This is a genomic window from Microvirga puerhi (assembly GCF_020089865.1).
GTDB classification, from domain to species: domain Bacteria; phylum Pseudomonadota; class Alphaproteobacteria; order Rhizobiales; family Beijerinckiaceae; genus Microvirga; species Microvirga puerhi.
In genome coordinates this window covers 86509-108568 of the sequence record NZ_JAIRBM010000003.1, presented here as the reverse complement: position 1 = coordinate 108568, position 22060 = coordinate 86509, and the positions used below count along the sequence as shown (strand labels likewise).

Annotated in this window: 17 protein-coding genes; 8 read left to right on the top strand and 9 right to left on the bottom strand. The window is 60.7% G+C overall.

The features are described 5' to 3' along the window. Positions 1-134: 134 nt before the first annotated feature. Positions 135-863: a Crp/Fnr family transcriptional regulator gene (locus K9B37_RS04875; protein WP_224311729.1), complete on the bottom strand. Its 729-nt coding sequence runs from the start codon at positions 861-863 to the stop codon at positions 135-137. Positions 864-1175: 312 nt separating this feature from the next. On the opposite strand from K9B37_RS04875, the gene K9B37_RS04870 reads away from it, so the two are divergent. From K9B37_RS04870 to K9B37_RS04860, 3 genes are read left to right on the top strand one after another with little or no spacing between them, the layout of a single operon-like run. Then, on the top strand, positions 1176-2930 hold the full coding sequence (locus K9B37_RS04870; RefSeq protein WP_224311728.1) for a thiamine pyrophosphate-dependent enzyme: 1755 nt from the start codon (positions 1176-1178) through the stop codon (positions 2928-2930). A 9-nt stretch (positions 2931-2939) separates the two neighbouring features. Then, on the top strand, positions 2940-4154 hold the full coding sequence (locus tag K9B37_RS04865; RefSeq protein WP_224311727.1) for an alpha-hydroxy acid oxidase: 1215 nt from the start codon (positions 2940-2942) through the stop codon (positions 4152-4154). A gap of 58 nt (positions 4155-4212) precedes the next feature. Then, positions 4213-7206 (top strand): FAD-binding and (Fe-S)-binding domain-containing protein, encoded by a 2994-nt coding sequence (locus K9B37_RS04860; RefSeq protein ID WP_224311726.1) that lies wholly within the window; start codon positions 4213-4215, stop codon positions 7204-7206. Positions 7207-7280: 74 nt separating this feature from the next. On the opposite strand, the gene speE is transcribed toward K9B37_RS04860, so the two are convergent. The 4 genes from speE to K9B37_RS04840 form a co-directional block, all read right to left on the bottom strand. Further along, the gene (speE, locus tag K9B37_RS04855) at positions 7281-8114 is read right to left on the bottom strand and encodes a polyamine aminopropyltransferase (RefSeq protein WP_224311724.1); all 834 of its coding nucleotides are present in this window, start codon (positions 8112-8114) and stop codon (positions 7281-7283) included. Beyond that, positions 8111-8629, bottom strand: a complete 519-nt coding sequence (speD, locus tag K9B37_RS04850; RefSeq protein WP_224311722.1) for an adenosylmethionine decarboxylase — start codon at positions 8627-8629, stop codon at positions 8111-8113. The genes speE and speD overlap by 4 nt, the downstream gene beginning before the upstream one ends. Before the next feature lie 99 nt (positions 8630-8728). Further along, positions 8729-9145, bottom strand: a complete 417-nt coding sequence (gene rnk, locus K9B37_RS04845; RefSeq protein ID WP_224311720.1) for a nucleoside diphosphate kinase regulator — start codon at positions 9143-9145, stop codon at positions 8729-8731. A 788-nt stretch (positions 9146-9933) separates the two neighbouring features. Continuing rightward, positions 9934-13548, bottom strand: coding sequence for a CheR family methyltransferase (locus tag K9B37_RS04840; RefSeq protein WP_224311718.1), 3615 nt, complete (start codon positions 13546-13548; stop codon positions 9934-9936). Positions 13549-13680: 132 nt separating this feature from the next. On the opposite strand from K9B37_RS04840, the gene K9B37_RS04835 reads away from it, so the two are divergent. Then, complete coding sequence (locus K9B37_RS04835) at positions 13681-13920, top strand: hypothetical protein (protein ID WP_224311717.1); 240 nt, start codon at positions 13681-13683, stop codon at positions 13918-13920. 42 nt (positions 13921-13962) lie between these two features. Here K9B37_RS04835 and K9B37_RS04830 read toward each other — a convergent pair whose 3' ends face one another. Further along, positions 13963-14961 carry a chemotaxis protein CheB gene (locus K9B37_RS04830; protein ID WP_224311715.1) on the bottom strand — a complete coding sequence of 333 codons (999 nt, stop codon included), beginning with the start codon at positions 14959-14961 and terminating at the stop codon, positions 13963-13965. Between the two features lie 202 nt (positions 14962-15163). Here K9B37_RS04830 and K9B37_RS04825 point away from each other — a divergent pair, with 202 nt between their 5' ends. Both K9B37_RS04825 and K9B37_RS04820 read left to right on the top strand, forming a co-directional pair. After that, the gene (locus tag K9B37_RS04825) at positions 15164-15547 is read left to right on the top strand and encodes a response regulator (RefSeq protein ID WP_224311713.1); all 384 of its coding nucleotides are present in this window, start codon (positions 15164-15166) and stop codon (positions 15545-15547) included. Positions 15548-15679: 132 nt separating this feature from the next. Beyond that, the gene (locus K9B37_RS04820; protein WP_224311711.1) at positions 15680-16672 is read left to right on the top strand and encodes a 2-hydroxyacid dehydrogenase; all 993 of its coding nucleotides are present in this window, start codon (positions 15680-15682) and stop codon (positions 16670-16672) included. Between the two features lie 76 nt (positions 16673-16748). Here the strand turns inward: K9B37_RS04820 and K9B37_RS04815 are convergent, their stop codons facing one another. Further along, positions 16749-17780, bottom strand: coding sequence for an aspartate-semialdehyde dehydrogenase (locus tag K9B37_RS04815; RefSeq protein ID WP_224311710.1), 1032 nt, complete (start codon positions 17778-17780; stop codon positions 16749-16751). A 535-nt stretch (positions 17781-18315) separates the two neighbouring features. On the opposite strand from K9B37_RS04815, the gene K9B37_RS04810 reads away from it, so the two are divergent. Next, a complete protein-coding gene (locus K9B37_RS04810; RefSeq protein WP_224311709.1) occupies positions 18316-19113 on the top strand; it encodes a hypothetical protein in 798 nt (265 codons plus the stop codon). On the opposite strand, the gene K9B37_RS04805 is transcribed toward K9B37_RS04810, so the two are convergent. Beyond that, positions 19091-20212 carry a sulfite oxidase gene (locus K9B37_RS04805; RefSeq protein WP_224311707.1) on the bottom strand — a complete coding sequence of 374 codons (1122 nt, stop codon included), beginning with the start codon at positions 20210-20212 and terminating at the stop codon, positions 19091-19093. The two genes, K9B37_RS04810 and K9B37_RS04805, sit on opposite strands and share 23 nt — an antisense overlap. A 153-nt stretch (positions 20213-20365) precedes the next feature. Between K9B37_RS04805 and K9B37_RS04800 the strand changes: the two genes are divergently transcribed. Beyond that, positions 20366-20713, top strand: a complete 348-nt coding sequence (locus K9B37_RS04800) for a hypothetical protein (RefSeq protein ID WP_224311706.1) — start codon at positions 20366-20368, stop codon at positions 20711-20713. A 44-nt stretch (positions 20714-20757) separates the two neighbouring features. On the opposite strand, the gene leuB is transcribed toward K9B37_RS04800, so the two are convergent. After that, on the bottom strand, positions 20758-21864 hold the full coding sequence (gene leuB, locus K9B37_RS04795; RefSeq protein ID WP_224311704.1) for a 3-isopropylmalate dehydrogenase: 1107 nt from the start codon (positions 21862-21864) through the stop codon (positions 20758-20760). Positions 21865-22060 lie beyond the last annotated feature (196 nt).

The window sequence follows — 22060 nt, the reverse complement described above, 5'->3', positions numbered from 1 at the left end:
GCCCTTCCTAAGAAGTCTACCCGAGACCTCGATCGGATCGAGGGATTAGAGAATCTGCGACGGCTCCTCGGACATACGTCTCTTCGGCGACTTCGCGCCGGAGTCGTTCGTGCAGCAACTGCGACTATGGGGCTTCACGTGATCAGCCGCCGGTACTCGCTTCTGATGAGGTTGTAACAACTGCACGCCAGGCCCTCCAATCTCTCCGGGTGGCTCACGTGGATCAGCGCTCGTGTGTTCTCAAGGGCTGCTTCTTCCTCAAGGATACGCAAACATTCCGTGATGCTTGCGCGCCTTACGCCGAGCAGTCGCGCAAGCATCTGGTGTGTGAGAGGGATATCGTCTCTTTCCAACCCATCCCGCGCCAGCAGGAGCCAGCGGCACAGGCGTTGCTTCAGGGGATGGTGCGCTTCGCAAACAGCCGATTGGGAAGTTTGCAGCAAGACGAACTGGGCATATTTGAGCAATATCGCCCGCAGCGACGACAACCTTTGGACCGCATCCTGAAACTCTTGGCGGGAGATCCGGTGTGCGCTTCCGCCCACTTGGACCACGCGTCGGAACGGAGGGTCGTCCGTATCCTCCAGGAGGACCGGAACGCCGGTCATTCCCTCGGAGCCGATCAGCCAGACCTCCACCCATGTACCGGGTGATGCTTTGGCCGAAACGGAGACAAGTCCACTTTCGATGAAATAGATGGACTCCACCGGAGTGCCGGAATGATGGAGCGTCTGTCGGGGCTTAAGCTCTACTCTCTCCAAACGAGGCCAAAGCGTCTGCAGATCTCGGGACGAAATGGCTTGCAGCAGGCGATTTCGGATTGGAATTTGCCGATGCTTTGCCGCGCCTTGGCTCTCCGTCACGCTCACGCTCCAGCTTGACCATGGTAGAGCCTCGGCCGCCTGGATCTACCCGGCAACATGGTACGGCAGCGGACAAACTTTCGTCGACCCTGGAACTCTCGCACGAGGCGCCCTTTTAGTCACCCAGTTTCGGTCGAAGGAGCGCGCGGTGAGATGAGGCCTCATTTTCGTCGTCGCGTGGGGGCTGCGGAGTCAAGCCTGACCTTGGCAATTCTCGCTTCCCCGCGAGCGCACGCTTCCTGCGCGGCGGCAGCCGACAGGCCAGGCCTCATTTGGCTGGCGATCCGCCGCCCATTCATCGAGGAGATGATCATGTCAATGACTGCCGGAGACATCCTCGTTGAAACTCTGATCGACTGGGGCGTCGACAGGGTCTTCGGAATTCCAGGCGATGGAATCAACGGCATTATCGAGTCGCTACGCAAAGCCGAGGATCGAATCCGGTTCATTCAAGTTCGGCACGAGGAGGCGGCTGCCTTCATGGCTTGCGCTCATGCCAAATGGACGGGCAGACTCGGCGTCTGCATCGCCACCTCCGGTCCCGGCGGGATCCATCTCCTCAACGGGCTCTATGACGCCAAGCTTGACGGGCAACCGGTTCTCGCCATCACAGGCCTTCAGTTCCACGATCTCCTGCACACTTACACGCAGCAGGATGTGGAGCTCGATAAGCTCTTCATGGATGTTTGTGTCTATAATTCACGGATCATGGGCGCCGCCCATGTTCAGAATGTAACCGAACTCGCCTGTCGCACGGCTCTGGCCTACCGGGGTGTCGCTCACATCACGGCACCGGCGGACATTCAGGATCAGCCTGTCAGGAAGGATCTCCGCTCGAAGCGCAATCGGCCCGATCATGTCTCGGCACTCATGGCCGAAAGCGCCCATATCCCGACGGACGATCAGCTCGCCCGCGCGGCGGCAATCCTGAACGAGGGGCGGAAAATCGTTATCATGGCAGGAAGGGGCGCCCTCGGCGCAGGAGGCGAGGTCGAGACCGTCGCGGAGCGACTCGGCGCGCCGGTCGTGAAGCCGCTTCTCGGCAAAGGCGTCCTGCCTGATGATCATCCCTACACCACAGGTGGAACAGGGCTTCTGGGGACGCGGCCATCCCAGGAAGCTTTGGAAAGCTGCGATACGCTTCTGATCGTCGGCTCCAGTTTCCCATACATCGAGTACTACCCGAAGCCCGGCAAGGCCAAATGCGTTCAGGTTGAGCTCGACCCTAAGCGCGTTTCCCTTCGCTACCCTGTCGATGCGGCGCTTGTCGGCGATTCCGCACGGGTTCTTCGGGCGCTTTTGCCGAAACTCGATCACCACCAAGATCGCTCGTTTCTGGAAACGGCCCAGGCCGGGATGACCAAGTGGCGCGAACTCATGCGGGAGCGCGGAACACGGACCGGCATGCCGATGAAGCCGCAGGTCGTCGCCCACGAACTCAACAACCTCCTGTCCGACGATGCGATCATCGCCACCGATTCCGGAACGATTACGACCTGGGCGGCGCGTCACCTCGACATGCGCGGGAACATGATGTTCTCCTGCTCCGGAAATCTCGCCACGATGGCCTGCGGCCTTCCCTATGCGAACGCCGCTGCCCTTGCCTATCCGAGCCGGCAGGTTGTCGCATTCGTCGGAGATGGCGGGATCACGATGTTGCTCGGAGAGCTGGCGACGGCTGTCAAATATGATCTCGATGTAAAGATCATCGTGATCAAGAACAACGTTCTCGGTCAGATCAAATGGGAACAGATGGTTTTCCTCGGCAATCCGGAATATGTCTGCGCGCTCCAGCCGATCGATTTCGCAACCGTCGCCAAAGGCTTCGGCTGCACCGGCTTCACCATTGAGGACCCGAAGACTTGTGGTGAAATCCTGCGGCAAGCGCTCGCGACCCGGGGACCTGTCGTGATCGAAGCTGTCGTGGATCCAAATGAGCCTCCCATGCCGCCGAAGATCAGCCCCGAGCAGGCTGCCCACTTTGCGGAAGCGCTCGCACGCGGCACATCGAATGCCGGCTCCATCGCACTCACGATTGCGTCGGATAAGGTACGCGAGATCATCTGAGAGGCAGCCATGCCCTTCATCAATGCCATTGTCGGATCGAAGGAGCTGGCTTCTGCATCGGCCGCTAAGACAGAGACACGCCCGTCGTGGGATACGATCGCCAATATTGAAGACCTTCGCGAGATTGCGAAAAGGCGCATGCCACGGACGTTCTTCGAGTATGTCGAAGCTGGATCCTATGACGAACTCACCCTGCGGGCGAACAGGGAGGCTCTCGATGCGCTGGAGCTGCGCCAGCGGGTCATGGTCGACGTTTCCGCACGGATACAGGAGACGACCATCGTCGGTGAGCCCGTATCACTGCCGGTCGCACTCGCGCCGGCGGGTCTGACGGGCGCCGTGTATCCCAACGGTGAAATTCATGCCGCGCGGGCTGCGCAATCGTCAGGTGTGCCCTTTTGCCTGAGCACCATGTCGGTCTGTTCCATAGAGGACGTTGCTGCCGCGACCGGAAAACCCTTCTGGTTTCAACTCTACCTGATGAAGGATCGGGGCTTCAGCCAATCTCTGATCGAGCGGGCGCATGCAGCACAATGCCCGACGCTAATCCTGACCATGGACCTCCATGTCGAAGGCCAGCGCACGGCTGACGTCCATAACGGCCTCGGCATTCCCCCGCGAATGACATTGTCCAACGTCATGGACATCGCCATGCATCCGCGCTGGGCCTTCGGAATGCTGGGAAGCAAGGAATACACCTTCGGCAACCTCAAGGACGCTATCAAGCATTCGGGCAATCTCGGGATCCTGTCGGAATGGGTGAAGCAGCAGTTCGATCCCTCCTTCGACCGACATGACGTGGAGTGGGTGCGGAAGCTTTGGCCGGGCAAGCTCATCATCAAGGGCATCCTCGATCCGAAAGATGCCGAGATCGCGGTTGCCGCAGGCGCGGACGCGGTCCTCGTGTCGAACCATGGCGGTCGCCAGCTCGATGGGGCTCCCTCGACCGTGGAGGCATTCCCGGCGGTACGGGATGCAGTCGGTGACCGCGCCGAGATCCTCTTCGACAGCGGAATCCGTTCAGGTCTCGACGTCCTGAAAGCTCTCGCTCTCGGCGCACAGGCATGCCTTATCGGACGCGCCTATCTCTACGGGCTGGGGGCCGGTGGAGAGGCAGGGGTCTCCAAGGCCCTGTCCTTGATATCGGAGGAGCTCGATGCCGGCATGGCGCTCACAGGCGTGACGGATGTGAAGACCGTCCAGCGCGATGTCATCGTGCACTGAAGGTCCCATAGGCGTTGCTGGAATGCACGAGGCCCGACGTTAACGGAAGGATGCCGCAATGGCCAACGTGGCGGTGACAGAGGCGAACGAGCTGTCGTCGGAGAACCGCAAAAGGCACCCGGAACGAAGAATTGAGCGCGCTCCTGGGGGCCGCATCAGAACTGTATACACGGACGTACCCGGTCTCGATCCCAAGGCTCTGTTCAGGGAGCTTGAGGCCGCAGTGGATGGCGAAGTTCGCTTCGATGATGGAAGCCGGGCTCTTTATGCGACGGATTCCTCGAACTACCGGCAGGTTCCGATCGGAGTCGTGCTTCCGAGAACCCGTGAAGCTGTCGTCAAGACCCTCGAGATCTGCCGTCGCCACCACGCGCCCATCTTGCCGCGTGGCGGAGGAACGAGCCTTGCGGGCGAGTGCTGCAATACGGCTGTTGTGATCGACTTCTCGAAATATCTCAATCGCGTGCTCGAAATCGACCCCGAACGCCATTTGGCGCGCGTCGAACCTGGCTGCATTCTGGACCATCTGCGGGACGAAGCCGCCAAATACGGTCTCACCTTCGGTCCCGATCCCGCCACGCACGATCACAACACCCTCGGCGGCATGATCGGCAACGATTCCGGCGGCGTCCATGCGGTCATGAACGGGATTACGGTGCACAACGTCTATGCGTTGGAGATCCTGACCTATGAGGGGCTGCAGCTGAAAGTCGGTCCCACCGACGACGAGGCCTTTCGGTCGATTCTGCGCGCTGGTGGACGCCGTGCCGAGATTTATCGTCGTCTCGACGAACTGCGCCGTCAATACGGTGACCTGATCCGACAGAAATACCCGGAGATCCCGCGTCGGGTTTCGGGCTATGAGAATCTCGACCAGCTCCTGCCAGAGAAAGACATGAACGTTGCCCGTGCCCTCGTTGGAACCGAAGGCACATGCGTGATCGTTCTCGAGGCGACCCTCAACCTCATTCACAATCCTCCGGCACGCGTCATCACCATTGTCGGGTTTCCGGACATCTTTCAGGCTGCCGACGCCGTTCCCAACGTTCTCAAATACCAGCCGATCGGCCTTGAGGGCTTCGATGAAACCCTGATCGATCGATACAAGACAAAGGGCTTGCACACCGACGACCTGAAAGTTCTCCCGCAAGGAAAGGGATGGCTCCTCGTCGAGTTCGGTGGCGAGAACGACGATGACGCCGTCGCGAAAGCCCAGAAATTTGTCGATTCATTCAAGGGGAGCGATGGCGTCGACCCGAAGCTGATCCAGGACAAAGACCAGCAGAAGCGGATCTGGAACGTTCGTGATGATTCCCTTGGAGCTGAATCCTACGTCCCGAATCATCCCGATACCTGGCCGGGATGGGAGGACAGCGCGGTCTCTCCGGACCAGCTCGGTGATTATCTTCGCGAGCTTAAGACGCTCTTCGCCAAGTATGGTTATGATCCCGTCATCTATGGTCATTTCGCAGGCGGCGTCGTCCATTGTGCCATCGCCTTCGAACTTTACGACGAACCGGGGATAGAGCGCTGGCGTGAATTCCTGGATGAGGCGGCGGAGCTCGTCGTTCGTCACGACGGCTCCCTCTCGGGCGAGCACGGAGACGGGCAAGCAAGAGGAGCCCTTCTTGAGAAGATGTATGGGCCGGATCTGGTCCGCGCCTTTCGAGAGTTCAAGGCGATCTGGGACCCGCAATGGCTCATGAATCCCGGCAAAGTGATCGATCCGTACCCGATCACATCCAACCTTCGGCTCGGGCCAAGTTATCACCCCCGCAAGCTCGAGACCTACTTCACTTTTCCGAACGAAGGAGGTTTCGAGCGCGCTGCCCAGCGTTGCGTCGGCGTCGGGAAATGCCGCCGTCACAACAGTGACGGTGAGGTGATGTGTCCGAGCTATCTCGCGACGCACGAGGAGAAATATACGACCCGTGGACGGGCGCGGCTTCTGTTCGAGATGCTGCACGGAGGACCGATCAACAACGGCTGGCGCAGCAATGCCGTCGAAGATGCGCTGAGCTTGTGTCTGGCCTGCAAGGGCTGCAAGAGCGACTGCCCCGTCAGCGTCGACATGGCGAGCTACAAGGCCGAGTTTCGTGCTCATCACTATGCCTGGCGCCTGCGGCCCCGACATGCCTATGCGATGGGCTGGATCTACTGGCTGGCGCGCGAGGCGTCGCGCATGCCCCGGACCGCCAACCTCCTCACGCAGACGCCGGTGTTGCGCGGCCTTGCCAAGGCCGCGGGCGGAATCGCGCAGCAGCGTTCGATCCCTCGCTTCGCCCCCGAGCCCTTTACCGACTGGTTCCGCCGCCGTGAGGCACCACGGAACGGAGGTCGACGGGTCCTGCTTTGGCCGGACACGTTCAACAATTACTTTCGCCCTGCAACTGCCATCGCCGCCACGAAGATTCTCGAAGAGCTCGGTTTTCAGGTCGTCATTCCCGATCGGCCGCTGTGCTGTGGGCGCCCATTATACGACTGGGGTTGGCTTGGAACGGCCAAGCGATTGTGGCGGCAGACGATGACGGTTCTGGGCGAGGAGATCCGCGCCGGAACGCCGCTTATCGGTCTCGAGCCTGCCTGTCTGACCTCCTTCAAGGACGAGCTTATAAACTTCTATCCCGAGGATGAAATCGCCAAGCGGCTTTCCGAACAAAGCGTCTTCTTCAGCGACTTCATGGACCAGCATGCCGATGGCCGCACGCTACAACCGGACTCGCATGCCAAGGCCCTAGTGCAGATCCATTGCCATCAGCATGCGGTGATCAAGGACGGCGGGGAGCGCAGGCTTCTCGACAGGCTCAACCTTGATTATGACATCATGCGGTCAGGCTGCTGCGGCATGGCCGGAGCCTTTGGCTTCAGCGCGAAAACCTACGATGTCGCCATGGCGGCGGGCGAGCGGGTGCTGCTGCCGACTGTGCGATCGGCCGAGCCTGAAACCTTGATCCTGGCGAATGGCTATAGCTGCCGGGAACAGATCGAGCAGGGAGCCGGGAAAGAGACACTCCATGTCGCGGAACTGATGGCCAGGCGCCTAGGCTTGTGAGATGCATTCTCCGGCTCGTCTGAATTCAGGATTGATGCCCCTCCGACCTTCGACTCACGGCAGTCTGTAGGGCACTATGGCGCGAAAATAGGCGCAAGCGTGAACGCGGCCCGATGCACCTCGGGTGTGTAATAGCGCGTCTGGCCCTGCAAAGGTCGGAATCGCTCGCGCAGGACTTTGCACGGCGGGCGCAATGCGTCGCGGGACGCGCCCGCGGCGACAAGCGCCAGCATTCCGCCTGCATAGGTCGGAACCGGCGCAAGATAAGGCCTTACCCCGTCGAAAGATTCCGACAGAGATCTGCACACCATCTCCAACTCCTTCGGCTGGAAGAAGGGCGCTCCGCTCTGGACCACGATGATGCCACTGGGCCGGAGTCGTCGTCGGCATGCTTCGTAGAATGCTGCGGTAAAGAGTGTCTCTCCAGGTCCCAGCGGATCCGTCGAGTCGATGATGATGACATCGAACTTCTCTCGCGTCTGCTCGACGTACCGTGTGCCGTCCATGACCTGCACGCTGGCTCGCGGATCGATAAATGCTCCATCCGATACGTTCGGCAGGTAGAGCTGGGAAAGACTGATCACCTCGTCATCGAGTTCGACCAGGGTCACTCGTTCGACGGGATGCTTCAGGACCTCCTTCAGGGCGCCACCGTCGCCTCCGCCGATAATGAGCACGTTTCGAGCGGCCCCGTGCGCCAGCATGGGCACGTGAACGATCATCTCGTGGTAAATGTGATTGTCGCGCTCGGTCAGCTGTACGATGCCGTCGAGCACGAGGACCTTGCCAAAAGTCGCGTTCTCGAAGATCAGCACGTCCTGGAACTCAGTCCGCCAATGATAATGAACGGTATCGATGGAAAGCGCTTGCTTATGATGCTCGTATAACTTTTCTTGAAACCATCTCATACGACGACTCCCCGTTTATGCTCGGCGAGTGTCACGATCCCGGGCAGGAATACGCCTTTCAGAATCTCAACGGCTTTATGCGGCTGCGCATTTCCGCACATGAAGACATCGACCGCCGCATAAGAAATCTCAGGCCAGGTATGGATGGAGATGTGGCTCTCCGCCAGAACCGCAACGCCGGAGATGCCGCCATTCGGTGTGAAGTGGTGGAGATCGATGTTCAGCAATGTCGCGCCCGCGCGGACTGCAGCATCCTTCAGGGCTTGCTCGACAACAGGCAAGTCATCGAGGTTCGTCGCATGCCAGAGGTCGACGATCAGATGCGTCCCCGCAAAGAGGAGTCCGTCGCGTCGAATGAAATGGTCGAGGCGACCGCCATCGGACGGCTCGTGAGTCGGTGGCAGAATCGAGAGAGGTGTTTTCCGGCCAGCATGACGCGAGCGGCTTTCGAAGCCATGCGCGGGCGGGCGCAGGTCGGAGGCGGCAACTCCGCTGCGGCGGTTCGGTTCGGCCATTCAGTACTCCGTTGGCAGGAATTCTGCCGATGGCAAGACGGGGATGGGCCACGCGACTGGCCGCGTGGCGATCGTTCATGTGATATACCTAGGCGTGCGTTAGGCAGGTTGGGGCTCCGCGACCGCGGGCTCGCGGACCTGAAGCACCGTCAGGCGCTTGTTCTCGCCTGTCCGCGTGGTCCAATGAATCGACTTGCCGACGGGAAGTCCGATCAGCGCCGTACCAATCGGCGTCAATACGGAGATGCGGCCCTTCGAGATGTCGGCCTCGTTCGGATAGACGAGTGTCACCGTCTGTACCCGGCCAGTCATGTCATCCCGAAAATCGACCACGCAACCCATGCACACGGTGTCGGCCGCGTGACGCCCTGGCGAAAGAACATGTGCCCGCTCGAGCTCCTCCGTCAGCCCGGCTGCCACGTCCGGCATGGTATTGACGGCCGCATTCGCCAGTACCGAGAGCTTTTCGTGATCTGTGGCCGTCAGAATAATGCGGGGCTTGGTACTCTTCGTCATAGAATGTCTCCTGTTCGGTTGTGCGCAATGGCAGCGCTCACGCTGCCTGCAAGCTGGAATTATCGTCGTCGGCTATCGTTCGATCCGGCATTTGGTCCGGCGCGGGCCCCTGGCCGGGCGTCAGCCGGACCTCTTTTCCGGATGGCTCTTTTCCATCCGGAGGAGGACATCACGCCATTTACTCACTCGAGAAGTGGCGCATGGCACGGCATCTTCCGCGCTTGACGGGAGAGACGCCGGATCCTGCTCTGCGTGGCTTTGTCGTTGATCTGGCGTGATGAACGTCAGCGTCGGTCCCGACACCTCGCGCTTGTTGCCAGCCGACGAAGCGGCCCTATTGTCCGCCACGCGGAGCATGAATTTGGAGAAGCGTTGAAGCATGCCGCAATACCGGTTGCGTCGGCAGCCGGCCTCACAAGATGTCTGAAGGTTTAGATATCCTGGAGCACCCCGAGCCCGGGGCGCGGATGCGCGTTGAGCTCGGGGCTACGTGCCCGCGATGAGGTTGCCTGCCCGATGCAGACCGCGATGGTATTGTGCGATGCTCAACATGATGGTGTCATGCTGGTACACATTGCTAGGTTTGTCAAATCGTCGGGACGCGGTGTGACGGAATGCCTTTTCCGGCCCATTTTCGGTGCTATTGGGACATCGGCACGTTACGGCCTCGAGAGCCCCGCACCGGGCGGCAGACATGCGTCGGGATAAGCGCGGAGCCTCGGAGTGCTCTCTGTATGTCTCACAAGGCAGTCTCAATTCCGCATTGAGCGCCGAATGTCCCGAGGAATTTATGGACTCTGGGGACCCGGGCTTTTCATGATCCTCTCGGTCAAAGGTAGCATGATGGTGCAGCGGAAGCCCTCGGGAGGGAAGGACAGGCTCGCCTGCGCGTCCAGGTCGTAGGACAGTGTCCGCTCGATGAGCTCGGTTCCAAAACCGCGCCGGGATGGGGTTTGCCTCGTGAGCAGAACACCCGACTCGACCCAGTTGAAGACAAGGCGGTGCGCCTGCTTGTCCGATTCGATATGCCAGTCCACCGAGACGCGTCCATTCGCCGAGGAGAGAGCCCCATATTTTACGGCGTTCGTCGTAAGTTCGTGCATCACAAGGCCGAATGTTTCGGCCGCCTTGGGCTGAAGACGAATTTCGGGCCCGGCAAGCGTGACTTGCTCGCTCTCGCGGGTGGCGTGGGCAAACAGTTCTTCGGCAATCAGATACTCGAGATCGACGCCGGACGTGGGATCGCGCGTTGCAAGGGTCTGAACCCGCGCGAAGGCGTTCAGGCGGCCGTCAAAGTTCGCGACATATTCCTCGACCGTCGAACTGGTCTTCCCTGTTTGCCGGGCAACCGATCTCAGGATTGTCAAGGTATTGCGAACCCGATGTTGCAGCTCGGCCAGCAACAGCTTCTGGTGCTCCTCGGCCCGCTTCTCGCGATCAACGTCCTGCACGACGACGATGGCCCCGGTAATTTCCTGGGCCGCATTTCGGAACGGCGCCGAGGTCACTCGCGTCCATCGCTCCTGTCCATCCGCTGTCGTGAACAGGAAATCCACGCCGGGCGATACGGTTTCGCCACGCAGTGCCCGGCCTCCTGGGTATTCCGAGCGATCGAGCGGCGAGCCGTCCGGCCTATACCCTCGCCAACGAGAACTATCGATCGTGTCACGGGATGGAATATGCTCTAGAGCATAATTCGCAAGAACGCGATTGCTCAACTCGGCGTCCCCTTCCCGGTCGAAGACGCCGACGCCCACCGGCAACTGATCAAGAATCGCTGAGAGCCGACGCTCGCTTACACGCAGCGCTTCTTGGACGCGAGCAAGCGGCGTCACATCCACGAAGGTTACGACCACACCGCCGATGAAATTGTCGACGCTGCGGTAGGGCAGGATGCGCACGATATAGCGGGCGCCCGACATCTCGTTCTCGATTTCGCGCTCCACCGTGGCGAGAGTACGTATGACCCGGCGAATATCGTCGTGCAACTCTTCGTAGATAATGCGTGACTTGATGTGTGTGATCGGACGCCCGATGTCGGTCTCGACGAGATGGAAGATCTCAGTCACCGCCGGTGTGAAGCTCATTACCCGAAAGTCGTTGTCGAGAAAGATCGTTGCGATCTGGGTGCTTTCAAAGAAGTTCTTCAGGTCGCTGTTCCGCCGTGCCAGCTCCTGCACTCTCTGAGCCAGCTCCGTATTGACCGTCGTCAGCTCCTCGTTGACGGATTGCAGCTCTTCCTTGGAAGTCTCGAGCTCTTCATTGGCTGATTGCAGCTCCTCGTTCAGGGACTGGTATTCCTCATTTGAGGATTTCAGCTCTTCATTCGTCGATTCCAGCTCCTCGATGGTCGCCTGCAAACGATCCCGGGAGCTGCGAAGCTCCGCCTCAAGCTGCTGAACGTGTTCCTCGCTCAAGCCTCCATGCTGAACGACGGCATCTACGGTATCGGGAGCCGCAACGGAATCTTTGAAGATGACCACGTAGTTTCTGGGCGTGTCAGATCCGTCCCGAACCGGCTCGACGACAAGATCGACGAAGACGCGGCTGTCATTCGTCCTCATCTGCAGCTTCTCGGCCTTCACGACTTCATCATGATCAGCCGCTTTTTGCAGCGCTGCTCGCAGGTCGAGCCGAAGATCGCGATTGATCAGATTGAGCAGGTTGAGGCTTGCCGCGCCGCCGGGCGGATCGAGATACCGTCCAGTGCGCTCCGAAAAATGAAGAACCTCAAGATGCTCATCAATGATAACGTAAGCCGGCGCATAGCTCTGCGCGATGTGCTCGGCACCTCGGAGCAACCGGGTTGCGAACATGCGGGGGCGTCCGGTCGCGATGGCGGTATCGGGACGATGGCCCGATGCTGTTGTGATGGGGAAATCAGGAAGCACGCGTCCCGCCGTCTCAAGGCGCCGGAAGATGCGGGCACGCCGGTCAATCGGCGTGAACAGCTTGGGATGCCGAGTGACGTTCTCCGAGTTGCCGAGGAAGAGAAAGCCGTTCGGCCGCAGGGCAAAGTGAAGGAGCGGAATGACGCGGCTTTGCAGGTCGCTGTTGAGATAGATCAGCAGATTCCGGCAGGAAATCAGATCGAGTCGTGAAAAGGGCGCATCCTTGATGACATTGTGAGCCGAGAAGATGCACATCTCCCGTAGCTCCTTGACCACGGAATAGGTCTTGCCCTCTTTGATGAACCAGCGTGCCAGCCGCTCCGGCGAAACATCATTGGCAACGGTTTCGGGATAACGTCCGACACGCGCTGCCGCGAGCGCTCGACCGTCGATATCGGTGGCAAAGATTTGGACCTGCGGAACGATGTCGAGCTTGGCCATGTGCTCGCGCAGCAGGATCGCGATCGAGTAAGCCTCCTCGCCAGTTGCGCAGCCTAGGACCCAGACGCGGACCTGATCTCTGGCTCCCTTGCCTTCGAACAGTTTCGGGATGACCTCGGTTTCAAGGAGTTCGAACTCCTTGGCATCGCGGAAAAACTGCGTCACTCCAATGAGGAGATCGTTGAAGAGGTTCTGCGCCTCGCTCGGGTCGTTTCGAAGAAAGTCCGCATAGGCGTCGATATCCGGAGCCTGAACCACTTGCATGCGGCGCTGGACGCGACGCAGGAAGGTGTTCTGTTTGTAGCCGTGGAAGTCATGGCCGGTGGCATTGCGCAGTATGGCGGCGACCCGCGTCAGCGCTGCCGTGACTTCAGGCTGCACCGTGTCCAGCGGCGCGGCTTCCTGCAACGATGCGAGATGCTGAGCATAAGCTTCAATGCACTCAGGGATGCGCTCCACAGGCAGGAGAAAGTCTGCGAGCGCGGCGGCGGTGTTGCTGGAAGCCAAGTCGTGCTCCCAATCATTTCCGTCGCTTTCAGCGATACTGAGGCCGCCATATTCCTTCAGCGCGGCAACGCCGAGCGTGCCATCACCTCCCGTGCCGTTGAAGACGATCCCGATGGCCCTCTCATGCTGGTCCTCGGCCAGCGAGAGGAGAAAGCTGTCGATGGTGGCCCGTCTGCCCGGAGTCTCCTGTGCAGGCTGGGATTGGAATTTGCCGCCTTTGATGGTCAGTGCAATGTTCGGACCTGCGAGGTAGATGCGGCCGCCCTCGACGGCGGCGCCATGCTCGATGGGAGCCGTTGTGAATCCGCGAGCCTGGGAAAGCGCCTTTAGGAATTTTTCCTCGTCGAGGGCCTCGCGTTGCTGAAGGACGATAACGACGGCCATCTCAATTAGACCACCGAGGCTCGCAATCAGGCGCTCGAAGGACTCAAGCGAAGTGCTCAAGGCGCCGATTGCAACAATCAGCGGTGCCTTGCCGCTATCTGAGCTTCCTTTCGCCTTGGCCGTTTTTGCCTTGCCTGCCTGGTTGGCCTTGTTGGCCTTATTGATCTTGCGGTTGTTCATATCCGAGACATCCAAGCTCTCGACCAGGCGGCAGATCCCATTGGCTCCATACCTATGCATGTCCAAGTGGTAAGCATACGGTAATGTCTAAATATTTGCGATACGAAAACCCGTTCCGTGCAATAATGAGAGATGGTTGACGAGACCGCTCACCTTGCACAGGCCGACCGGCACATTGCTGCCGCCGAGCTGCGCATTACTGAGCAGGAGCAAAGGGTCGCCGCGGCCGAAGCGGCTGGTGAAGATACCACCGAGAGCAAACGGCTGCTGGAAAACTTCCGAGAGACGTTGGAGCAGCTCTATATCCATCGCCGCATGATCATCGAAGAAATGCACGACAATCCTTCTCCGGATCATAAAAACGCCGGTTAGAGTGACTGCCGAGACGTCTGTAGATTTCGCTGTCTTGCCCAACTACGTCTTGTTCTGGCGATCGAACGACAGCAACACGGCGCGCCGGATCGTATCGGCATAGCTGCGATACTCCTTTGCGCGCTCCGTATACAGCTCGGCAATTGCGGTGCGGCCAGCCTGAGCGCCATCCTCGGCCATGCGCGTTACCAGTTCAGCCCGTTCCTCCACAATGCGGAGGGCAACTCTCATGGCCTCGTCCACTTGGCTTTCCTGCTCCTTGGCAAGAATGTCCGCCGTGTAGGCATGACCGACCTGGCAACGAAAGCGGAGCGGATGGCCGGACCGCATCTCTGAAAGAACGCCGCCGCAGGCAGGGCATGAGAGAGCAACCGGATCTGCCATCTGACGCAGAACGTCGCTGTCGATACGCTCGCCGGCTGCAATATCAACCTCAAGGCGGATTTCGGGTGGGATCGGCAATCTGGGCCCTGCCGTTTCCCGGGCGAGCTCCGAGAGGACGTCGCCAAGCTTGCCTCCCGGCACACAGAGATCCGCGGTCGTCGCCTCGAGAGCACGGACCGGCATCTCGTCAGCAATCGCGTCCTCCGGATCCTGCACCAGCGCAAACCCACCGCAACGCTTGATCGCGTTGAGGCCGGACGCTCCGTCTCCAAGCAGGCCGCTCAGCACGACACCGATCACGCGGGGGCCGTAGGCGACCGCAGCTGACCGGAATAACGGATCGATGGCGGGCCGGACCAGATTCTCTCTCGGGCCATGGCCAAGGCGAATATGACCATCCGCTATCAGCAAGTGGTGATCGGGAGCAGCGATATAGATATGGCCCTGCTTGATGACCATTTGATCTTCCGCTTGCTGAACAGGCAGCTTCCCTGCCGCAGAAGCCACGGTTGCGAGAATGCCGACGCTACGGGCAGGAATATGAAGGACGACGAAGACCGCAGCCGGCAGATCCGCGGGCAGGCTGCCCAGGATTTGCTTGAGAGGGTTTGTTGCGCCGCTGGAGCCCCCGATGACGATGATATCTCGATTGGACATGGGACCCTACCTCAGCAGTTCCATCACGCATGAACTGCAATTCTGTAAGAGCTGCGAGGAGAAGATGTTCCGATCAGCAGCTCGATTGCGCCTCGAACGAGCCGACCAATGCGATCGATTACTTGATCACGTTTGGACATTGGGTTTGGGTGCTCTACGTTTAACTGTCGTTACTGTTGCGGTAGCTGGACTCGGGGCTTTCATGTTTCGATCGCATACGGAAAACAACCTGGGTTCTCGTCGCATCCTTGTCGTCGAAGACGAGTATTTCATAGCCGAGGATATGGTCTTGGCTTTGCAGAGCGCCGGTCTCGAGGTCGTCGGTCCGGCGCCCAATCCAGAGCTCGCTCTCTCCCTCCTGGCGGCCGAGCGCGTCGATGCGGCCATTCTCGATCTCAATCTGCAGGGCCTTTCGGTCTATCCCGTCGCCCGCGTCCTGCGCTCCCGAGGTATCCCTTTTGTCTTCGCGTCCGGCTTCGACCATAGTTCGATCCCGTCCGAATTTCAGGACGTTCCGCATTGGGAAAAGCCCTTCGATATTCACTGCTTCGTGCAAGCCTTGCCGAAGCTCCTCAGCCCTTTATGATCGCATGGACGGTTTCGGCTCGAACCAGGCTTCTTACTGATGGTCCTTGCTTGAGGTGCTGTCCCTGGCGAACCCAGGGCATGGTCGGTCGCCGGCTTGTCGGCCTGAGAACATCACGAGGGAGCTGCCCCAATGCGGATCGCGGTCTTCAGTGCCAAGAAATACGAGCGCACGATTCTCGATAAGTTAAACGAAAAGCACGGGCACGATCTCGTCTATTTCGAAACACCGCTCGAAGTCGGTACAGCGCCGCTCGCGATGGGATTCCCGGTTGTCAGCGTCTTCGTAAATGATTCCGTCGATCGCAATGTCCTCAAGCAGATCGCTACCGGTGGGACAAAACTCGTTGCGACGCGGTCGACAGGATTCAACCATATTGACGTCGAAGCTGCAAAAGAGCTCAGCATCAGGATCGTACGCGTCACCGACTATTCTCCGAACTCTGTCGCTGAATTCGCCGTCGGCCTGCTGCTTGCGCTCAATCGCAAAATTCCGCGGGCCTACAATCGCACGCGCGAGGGCAATTTCGAGCTCGACGGCCTGATGGGCTTCGATCTCGTCGGTCGCACTGTCGCTGTAATCGGCACGGGAAAGATCGGAACGATCTTCGCCCGGATCATGGCGGGCTTCGGCTGCACCGTGATCGGCTTCGATATGTACCATTCACCCGAGTTCGAAAGAATCGGCGGCCGCTATGTCGAAGCCGAGGGGCTAGAGGAAGCAGACGTCATCTCGCTGCACTGCCCGTTGACGCCGCAGACCCACCACATCATCAATGCACGGACGCTGGCCCGAATGAAGCGCGGCGCTCTGCTGATCAACACGAGCCGCGGTGGTCTCGTCGACACGGAGGCCGCGATCGATGCCCTCAAATCCGGCCAGCTCGGCGGAATCGCGATCGACGTCTATGAGCAGGAAGCCGGCCTCTTTTTCAGGGATCTGTCGAGCACGATCATCCCGGATGACGTGATCCAGCGCCTCGTGTCGTTTCCAAACGTGATCCTCACCGGGCATCAGGCGTTCTTCACGCGCGAGGCTCTAGAGACGATTTTGAACACGACTCTCGTCAGCATCTCGGATTTCGCAGCAGGGCGTCCGCTGGCAAACGAGATCGATGCATCCTGACTTTTGAGAGCCCCTATGAAAATGGCCGGGAAATGTCCCGGCCATTGTCGCTTGATCGGCTTGGATCTGCCGTCGATCAGGCTGCCTTCTTCTTCGAGGGCAGCAGGTTGCGATTGGCCATCGCTTCGGCGATCTGGATCGCGTTCAGGGCTGCGCCCTTGCGCAGATTGTCCGACACGCACCAGAAGGACAGGCCGTTCTCGACCGTGATGTCCTCGCGGATGCGCGACACATAGGTTGCGTCCTCACCGGCGGCCTCATGGGGCGTGATGTAGCCGCCCGGCTCGCGCTTATCGATCACGACGATGCCGGGCGCGGAACGAAGGATGTCCCGGGCCTCGTCGGCGGAGATCGGCTTCTCGAACTCCACGTTCACCGCTTCCGAATGGCTGATGAAGACCGGAACGCGCACGCAGGTGGCCGTGAGCTTGATCTTCGGGTCGAGAATCTTCTTGGTCTCGGCCATCATCTTCCACTCTTCCTTCGTGTACCCGTCCTCCATGAACACGTCGATATGGGGGATCAGGTTGAAGGCGATGCGCTTGGGAAACTTCTTTTCCTGCACGTCCTGGAGCGAATAGAGCGCCTTGGTCTGACGATCGAGCTCGTCCATGCCGTCCTTACCGGCGCCAGACACCGACTGATAGGTTGCGACCACCACCCGCTTGATCGTGGCGCGGTCGTGAAGCGGCTTGAGTGCCACGACGAGCTGGGCGGTCGAGCAATTCGGGTTGGCGATGATGTTCTTCTTCATCCCGCGCACGGCGTCGGCATTCACCTCCGGAACCACCAGCGGCACGTCCGGGTCGTAGCGCCAGGCCGAGGAGTTGTCGATCACGACGGCACCCTGGGCGGCTATCTTCGGCGACCATTCCTTCGACACATCGCCGCCCGCCGACATGAGGCAGAGGTCCACGTCGGAAAAGTCGTAGGTATCGAGGGCCTTCGTCTTCAGCGTCTTGTCGCCATAGGAAACTTCCGTTCCCTGGCTGCGGCGGGAGGCCAGCGCCACCACCTCATCGGCCTGGAAGGCCCGCTCGGAGAGAATGCTCAGCATCTCACGGCCCACATTGCCCGTCGCGCCGACCACAGCGACCTTGTAACCCATTGGACTTCTCCTGTTTTCGCTCTCCCCGGGAGATGATGAAGACCCTTGTCGGGTGTCGCCTCTCGCCCCGACGGGAGAGAGGACCGGGGACGACGAGGCTTAGGCGGCCGTTTTCACGGCCGTCGTGACGGTTTTCGTTTTGCTCGTCGTGCTGAGCAGCGTCATAGCCATCGTCCATCGCATGGCCCATTGTCGGGCCGAAGATCCCTCCACCAACACATCAAAGGCAAAGCTGCGTCAAGTCATTCTTACGGCGAAAGCGCGTTCCGGCAGCGCCGGGAGGGAAACGGCAGAAGACCTGATCCTGTTTCATGCCGTCGGGTGGCGTTTCCGGACGCCCAACCGTCGATCGCCGCGGTAGCGAACGCCTCTCACCGCGGTCGTCGCCGAGCCTGGAGAGGCCGGGGATGAGCTGTCGATAGGGTGGGGATCGGTAACCTTTCGTTCACGATGCTGAACGAAAGGTTTCGAATGCGCGCGAATGCTACGGTAGAACACTCGCTCAAGTTACGTCACCACCTGGAACGGGAGCACCATGCCGCAGGCGATCGACGCCGACTGGGACGACGATCCGCTCGATCTTGATGACGAGCGGCCGTCTCAGCGTGGGCGCTCCCGCTTGCCCTGGCTGCGGATGTGCCTGATTTCCGGGCTGACCGTCGCGGCTCTGGTTCATTTCGCTCGGCAGGACGACCGACAGAGCCGCCCGACAGCCGAACCGAAGGATGTTCCGGCCTCTCCCCTCATCGCGCCGCCTCCAGCATGGCGGCCACTGCCCCAGGCCAGCGCTGTCTTCGGCCTGGAGAAGGCTTTCGCTCCGCCACTTCTTACCGCGCGTCAACATACGTCCGGAGCCCGCGAGGACACCGTCCTTCTCGGACAGTTCGGCGATCCGCGTCATGCCAGGCTCGTCGTGACCCAGGGCAGCCCGGACGGTGGGAAGCGCAGCTTCTTCGTCGACACGGTCCGCAAGGCCGCTGAAGCCGGGCTCTCGGTGACCCGCAATGCGCAGAGCCGGCTGATGGCGACCAAGTTCGGCCCTGTGGAAATCGCGGAGATGACGCTGGCGGGTGCAACCGAGCAGACCTGCCAAGCCTTCCGGTTCGCGGATGCGGATTCCGCTTTCGGCATCCAGGGCTGGCTGTGCGGGGTGGATCCGCAGAGCATCGACCCCACACAGACGGCCTGCTTCATCGACCGGGTGACGTTGGCCGGAACCGACAGCCTTATCTTAAAGGCATTCTTCGCTCACGCGGAGCGCAATCGCACGGAAGCTTGCGCGCTTGCGGCCCGGACGGCCGCCATTGCCGTCAAATCGCCGGTCCGACCGTGATTGCTACGCGGTGCACGGCGTTGCAGCCGTAGCCATTGGGATTCCAGTTCTCCGGAGCAAGAGGTTGCGTCCGCCCCGTCGCGTCCGTTGCCCGGGCCCAGATCTCGCATGCCCCATCCCCAGGGACCGCGAGGGACACGGCCCAGCGCGCCCAATCGTAGCGGTTGCAAAGGGGTTCGAGAGTTGCGTCGACCCAGGTCTTCCCGCGGTCAACGGAGAGCGCGACCCGCACGACCGTATCGTCTCCCGCCCAGGCAGCACCACGGATGGCGATCTGCCTCGTCCCGGCTGGATAAGTTGCGCCATCCGCCGGCGCGGTGACGATGCTGCGCACTGGCATCGACTCGAGAATGCGGAGCGGAATACCCTCCACGGACGATCCTGGCGAGATCGGATCGACGGGCACGCGATACGACAGACCGGTCATGCCCGGGCCGTCATGCTCCCGATCGCGGATCCAGATCCGCGTCAGCCATTTCTGGCTTAGCGACCCAGGCCAACCCGGCACCACGAGGCGCAGCGGCCCGCCATGGAGGAAAGGAAGCGGCTCCCCATTCATGGCGAAGGCCAGAAGCGTGTGCTCTTCGAGCGCCTTTGCCAGTCGCATCCCTCGGGAAATCGATGCGGCGTCGCGGCTACCAGACTTATCGGGATCGGCCCCGTAATGAGCGGTATAGACCGCAGACGGCTTCGGCCCGGCGGCCCGCAGGACGTCGGCCAGGGAAATTCCTGTCCATTCGGCGCAGCCGACGCCGCCATTCGTCCAGGCATTTCCCTCGGCCGCAGGGGTGAAGAAGGAGCGTCCGTTCCCACCACATTCCAGCACCATGCGGAACGTCTTGACGGCGAAGCGGCTCTTCAATTCGGCCAGGGTCAGACGGAGCGGATGTTCGACCTCGCCGTCGACCATGATGCTCCAGGTTTCCGGATCCTCCACGGGCTCGGGCAACAAGCCATTGTTGCGGACGAAGAAGCGCGCAACGGGAGTCGTCGGATCGTCCAGTCCCTCTTCCGGCGTTTCGGCCACGAGAGGAACGCGGCCCAGGACAGAGAGGCGATCCTTGCCTCGCAACTCAGGAATATCGTCGCGCCGATCCAACCGTCGTCCTTTCTGAGGTCATCCGTAAGCCTCGCTCCGGAGAGCGGAACAATTTAGGCAACGGCGCACTTTTTCCAAGGTCCGCCGATTCCATACAAAGGCGCAGGCGGGATGGAACGGCGCCTTTCCTCAATGCTCTTGCTGGAGGCTAAGATGCGCCGCTTCGTCGTTTTGAGCTTGGCATCCCTCGTCGCCGTAGCCGTCTCGGGCGCGGCGGAAGCGCAGAACAGGAATCGTCCCCTCACGTTCAGGGTCACGCCCCGCAGCTTCCTCGACCCCGGGAATGTGGTCGCTCCGAATACGATCAACCCGGGCTATACCGGCCAGGGCCAGACGCAGTCCTATCTCTTGTACCCACCCTACGGCCAGAACAACGAGCGCTTCGGCGGAGCCAGCGTGCTACCCGATCCGGTCCTTAACGGTCCCTTCGTCGGATCGCGGAATCCATTCGGACCACTCGATTTCAATCCAAACGTCGAATCGACAGGTTCGATTCGCTGACGGCCGGGGGCGAAGATCACCCCGCAGCCGCCGCATGTGTCCGCTCATGAGAGAGCGCTGAGTTCCTTTACGATCCCATCGCCGATCTCCTGGGTGCCGACAGCGTTGGCACCCGGAGCTGCGATGTCCTTTGTCCGCGTGCCGGAAGCGAGCACGTTGGCGATGGCCTTGTCGAGCATATCCGCGGCCTCGATGAGACCGAAGGAATAGCGCAGAGCCATGCCGAAGGAGCCGATCATCGCGATGGGATTGGCAAGTCCCTTGCCGGCAATGTCCGGCGCCGAACCATGGACTGGCTCGTAGAGGGCCTTGCGGGTGCCGGTCTTCGGGTCTTCCGCACCGAGAGACGCGGAGGGAAGCATGCCGAGCGAGCCGGTCAGCATCGCGGCGATATCCGACAGGATGTCGCCGAACAGGTTGTCGGTGACGATGACGTCGAACTGCTTCGGGTTGCGCACGAGCTGCATGGCGCAATTGTCGGCCAGGACATGTTCGAGCTGCAGGTCGGAGCCCTCCGCCTTGTGCAGCCGCGATACGATCTGGCGCCAGAGCACGCCGGTCTTCATGACGTTGCTCTTCTCGGCGGACGAGACCTTGTTGCGGCGCTTCCGGGCGAGGTCGAAGGCGACGCGCACGATGCGCTCGATCTCCGCCGTGGTGTAGAGCTGCGTATCGACAGCGCGTTGCGATCCGTCCTCCAGGGTCACGATCTCCTTCGGCTCGCCGAAATAGACGCCGCCGGTGAGCTCGCGCACGATCATGATGTCGAGCCCTTCCACCACCTCGCGCTTGAGGGACGAGGCGTCAGCGAGCGCCGGATAGCAGATCGCCGGGCGCAGGTTGGCGAAGAGGCCCAGATCCTTGCGCAAGCGCAGGAGGCCTGCTTCCGGCCGCACCGCGTAGGGAACGCCGTCCCATTTCGGGCCGCCGACCGCGCCGAAAAGCACCGCGTCAGCCTCTTGCGCGCGCACCATGGCAGCTTCGGAGATCGATGCGCCGTGAGCGTCGTAGGCGGCGCCGCCGACAAGATCCGTCTCGGTCTCGAAGCCGATGCCGTTCTTGGCGAACCAGCGCACAATCTTCTCGACTTCGCGCATGACTTCCGGACCGATGCCGTCGCCGGGGAGAAGGAGGAGCTTGTGCGTTGCCATGAGAGAACCCTGATCCGATGACATGCCGTCATGACCGGATCCGAGCCCGGCCATCCACGTTGAGCACGCCGTGGTTGAAGGCGTGGATTCACAGGGCCATGCCTGAGAATGACGGTGAGGGTTTAGGCTTGCCGGCCCAGGTTTGGCAAGCATCCTTCGCAGCGATCGTTAGGCGAACGAGAGCCGATCCCCCTTG

Excerpts from the sequence above, each read along its gene's own strand:
- K9B37_RS04870 (WP_224311728.1), top strand. The coding sequence starts at position 1,176 with ATGTCAATGACTGCCGGAGACATCCTCGTTGAAACTCTGATCGACTGG.
- K9B37_RS04865 (WP_224311727.1), top strand. The coding sequence starts at position 2,940 with ATGCCCTTCATCAATGCCATTGTCGGATCGAAGGAGCTGGCTTCTGCA.
- K9B37_RS04860 (WP_224311726.1), top strand. The coding sequence starts at position 4,213 with ATGGCCAACGTGGCGGTGACAGAGGCGAACGAGCTGTCGTCGGAGAAC.
- speE (WP_224311724.1), bottom strand. The coding sequence starts at position 8,114 with ATGAGATGGTTTCAAGAAAAGTTATACGAGCATCATAAGCAAGCGCTT.
- speD (WP_224311722.1), bottom strand. The coding sequence starts at position 8,629 with ATGGCCGAACCGAACCGCCGCAGCGGAGTTGCCGCCTCCGACCTGCGC.
- rnk (WP_224311720.1), bottom strand. The coding sequence starts at position 9,145 with ATGACGAAGAGTACCAAGCCCCGCATTATTCTGACGGCCACAGATCAC.
- K9B37_RS04840 (WP_224311718.1), bottom strand. The coding sequence starts at position 13,548 with ATGAACAACCGCAAGATCAATAAGGCCAACAAGGCCAACCAGGCAGGC.
- K9B37_RS04835 (WP_224311717.1), top strand. The coding sequence starts at position 13,681 with ATGGTTGACGAGACCGCTCACCTTGCACAGGCCGACCGGCACATTGCT.
- K9B37_RS04830 (WP_224311715.1), bottom strand. The coding sequence starts at position 14,961 with ATGTCCAATCGAGATATCATCGTCATCGGGGGCTCCAGCGGCGCAACA.
- K9B37_RS04825 (WP_224311713.1), top strand. The coding sequence starts at position 15,164 with ATGTTTCGATCGCATACGGAAAACAACCTGGGTTCTCGTCGCATCCTT.
- K9B37_RS04820 (WP_224311711.1), top strand. The coding sequence starts at position 15,680 with ATGCGGATCGCGGTCTTCAGTGCCAAGAAATACGAGCGCACGATTCTC.
- K9B37_RS04815 (WP_224311710.1), bottom strand. The coding sequence starts at position 17,780 with ATGGGTTACAAGGTCGCTGTGGTCGGCGCGACGGGCAATGTGGGCCGT.
- K9B37_RS04810 (WP_224311709.1), top strand. The coding sequence starts at position 18,316 with ATGCCGCAGGCGATCGACGCCGACTGGGACGACGATCCGCTCGATCTT.
- K9B37_RS04800 (WP_224311706.1), top strand. The coding sequence starts at position 20,366 with ATGCGCCGCTTCGTCGTTTTGAGCTTGGCATCCCTCGTCGCCGTAGCC.
- leuB (WP_224311704.1), bottom strand. The coding sequence starts at position 21,864 with ATGGCAACGCACAAGCTCCTCCTTCTCCCCGGCGACGGCATCGGTCCG.